Below are 2,805 nucleotides of genomic sequence, written 5' to 3' on the forward strand. Positions count from 1 at the left end.
TCGCCGACCTGGTCGACATCACGCGCCTGCACACCGCCGACGCAGCGCACCGCGTGCCGCACCTGGCCTTCCACCCGGACGCGATGAGCGACCTGAAGGTGCTGCCGATGGCCGAGGTCGTGACCAGCTACTACCTGCGCCTACGCGTGGCCGACGAGGCCGGCGTGCTCGCCAAGGTGACCGGCCTGCTGGCCAATGCCGGCATCAGCATCGACGCGGTGCTGCAGCGCGAGGCCGACGAAGTCGGCGGCGAAGGCTCGACCCAGACCGACCTGATCATCCTCACGCACGACACGCGCGAGGGCACGCTCGACGACGCCCTGGCCCAGCTGCAGGCGCTGCCGACCGTGCTGGCGCCGATCGTGCGCATCCGCAAGGAAGAGCTGTCCTGATGCGCTACCTGTCCACGCGCGGTCATCCCGACCGCCGCCGCTTCTGCGACATCCTGCTCGAAGGCTTGGCGCCCGATGGCGGCCTCTACCTGCCCGAGCAGTACCCGAAGGTCGATGACGCCACGCTCGCGAAATGGCGCGGCCTGCCGTACGCCGAGCTGGCGTTCGAGATCCTCTCGCTCTACATCGACGACATTCCGCCGGCCGACCTGAAGGCGATCTGCGCCCGCACCTACACCGCCGAGGTGTTCGGCAGCGACGAGATCGTGCCGCTGCGCGAACTCGAGGACGGCGTCTACCTCGAAGCCCTGTCGAACGGCCCCACGCTGGCCTTCAAGGACATGGCGATGCAGCTGCTGGGCAACCTGTTCGAGTACGAGCTGGGCCGCCGCGGCGAGCAGCTCAACATCCTCGGCGCCACTAGCGGCGACACCGGCAGCGCGGCCGAGTACGCGATGCGCGGCAAGAAGGGCGTGCGGGTCTTCATGACTTCGCCGGACGGCCGCATGAGCCCGTTCCAGCAAGCCCAGATGTTCAGCCTGCAGGACGCGAACATCCACAACATCGCGATCAGCGGCGTATTCGACGACTGCCAGGACATCGTCAAAGCGGTGTCGAACGACCTGGCCTTCAAGCGCAAGTACAAGATCGGCACGGTCAACTCGATCAACTGGGCGCGCTTGCTGGCCCAGGTCGTCTACTACTTCGCGGGCTACTTCCAGGCCACGGCTTCGAACGACAGGCAGGTCAGCTTCACCGTGCCCTCGGGCAACTTCGGCAATGTCTGCGCCGGCCACGTGGCCCGCATGATGGGCCTGCCGATCCGCACGCTGGTGGTGGCGACCAACGAGAACGACGTGCTCGACGAGTTCTTCCGCACCGGTGTCTACCGAGTCCGTGCGGCCGCCGACACGCACGAGACCTCGAGCCCGTCGATGGACATCTCGAAGGCCAGCAACTTCGAGCGCTTCGTGTTCGACCTGGTGGGCCGCGACGGCGCCAAGGCGCGTGCGCTCTTCGAGGGCGAGCTGGAACGCACCGGTCGCTTCGACCTGAGCAGCGATCCGGTCTTTGCCGAGGCCGCGGCGCGCTTCGGTTTTGCCAGCAGCCGCAGCACCCATGCCGACCGCCTGGCGACCATCCGCGACACCGACAAGCGTTTCGCGACGCTGATCGACACCCATACCGCCGACGGCTTGAAGGCAGCCCGCGAGCACCTCGTAGCAGGCGTTCCGATGATCGTGCTCGAGACCGCGCTGCCGATCAAGTTCGCTGAGACCATCGTCGAGGCGCTTGGCCACGAGCCGGAGCGGCCGGCGCGCTTTGCGGGCATCGAGGCGCTGCCGAAGCGCGTCGTCAAGCTGCCGGCCGACGCCGAGGCGGTCAAGGCCTACATTGCGCAGAACTGCGACTGAGAGGGCGGACCGCGCATGAAAGTCATCGGCTTCGCCGGCTATTCGGGCGCGGGAAAGACGACATTGGTCGAGCAGCTGATTCCGGTGCTCAAGCTGCATGGCCAGCGGGTCTCGGTGGTCAAGCACGCGCACCACAAGTTCGACATCGACCATCCGGGCAAGGACACCTTCCGCCATCGCGAGGCCGGCGCCTTCGAGGTGGTGGTGGCGTCCGACAAGCGGCTGGCGCTGATCCGCGAGTTCGAGCGGCCGACCCAGCTCGGCGTGCACGATCTCATTGCCGAACTCGATGCGGGCGTCGACTGGGTATTGGTCGAGGGCTTCAAGCACAGCGACCTGCGCAAGATCGAGGTCTGGCGCGCGCCCGCCGAAGGCGAAACCGCACGGCCGGCACGCTACGTCGAGGATGCCTTCATCGTCGGCATCGCGACCGACGATCCCGCGGGCCTGCCGCAGCCGACCGAGTTGCCGATCTTTGACCTCGACGACGTCGATGGCATCGGCGACTGGCTGCTGCAGCACGCCGATCGTTTCGACTACAAGGTGGAACACCATGGCTAGCACTTCCAACCGTCCGTCCCTGATGCCGCTCGACGAGGCGCTGGCGGCGCTGCTCGCGGCCGCCACGCCAGTCATAGGCACCGAGAGCGTCTCGACCTTCGAGGCCGATGGCCGGGTGCTGGCGCAGGACGTCGTGTCGGCCCTCACCGTGCCGCCGCGCGACAACAGTTCGATGGACGGCTACGCGGTGCGCAGCGCCGACTGTGCGGCGCCCGGCGCGGTGCTGCGGGTGGCGCAGCGCATTCCGGCCGGCAGCGTGGGCACCACGCTCGCGGCGGGAACGGCCGCGCGCATCTTCACCGGCGCCCAGATCCCCGACGGTGCCGATGCCGTGGTGATGCAGGAGGACACGGCCGCGCTGCCCGAGGAGGGCAGCCTGGGCAGCGTGCGCATCGAGATCGCGCCGGCGGCGGGCCAATGGATCCGCCGTGCCGGCG

General features: G+C 68.2%; 3 protein-coding genes and 1 pseudogene. All 4 read left to right on the forward strand.

From position 1 onward, the window contains the following. Positions 1-392 (forward strand): ACT domain-containing protein (locus AC1DY5_RS50095; RefSeq protein ID WP_478121754.1); only part of this gene is annotated, 392 nt, incomplete at its 5' end. Beyond that, complete coding sequence (gene thrC, locus AC1DY5_RS50100; protein ID WP_478121755.1) at positions 392-1,807, forward strand: threonine synthase; 1,416 nt, start codon at positions 392-394, stop codon at positions 1,805-1,807. The genes AC1DY5_RS50095 and thrC, both read left to right, overlap by 1 nt. 15 nt (positions 1,808-1,822) lie before the next feature. Beyond that, positions 1,823-2,368, forward strand: coding sequence for a molybdopterin-guanine dinucleotide biosynthesis protein B (mobB, locus tag AC1DY5_RS50105; protein ID WP_478121756.1), 546 nt, complete (start codon positions 1,823-1,825; stop codon positions 2,366-2,368). Further along, positions 2,361-2,805: pseudogene (locus AC1DY5_RS50110) on the forward strand (molybdopterin molybdenumtransferase MoeA); the annotation flags it as partial. The gene mobB and the pseudogene AC1DY5_RS50110, both read left to right, overlap by 8 nt.

This window comes from Variovorax sp. P4_D9 (assembly GCF_056401695.1).

Bases quoted from the DNA above. Each gene is read 5' to 3' on its own strand.
- thrC (WP_478121755.1), top strand. From the start codon at position 392: ATGCGCTACCTGTCCACGCGCGGTCATCCCGACCGCCGCCGCTTCTGC.
- mobB (WP_478121756.1), top strand. From the start codon at position 1,823: ATGAAAGTCATCGGCTTCGCCGGCTATTCGGGCGCGGGAAAGACGACA.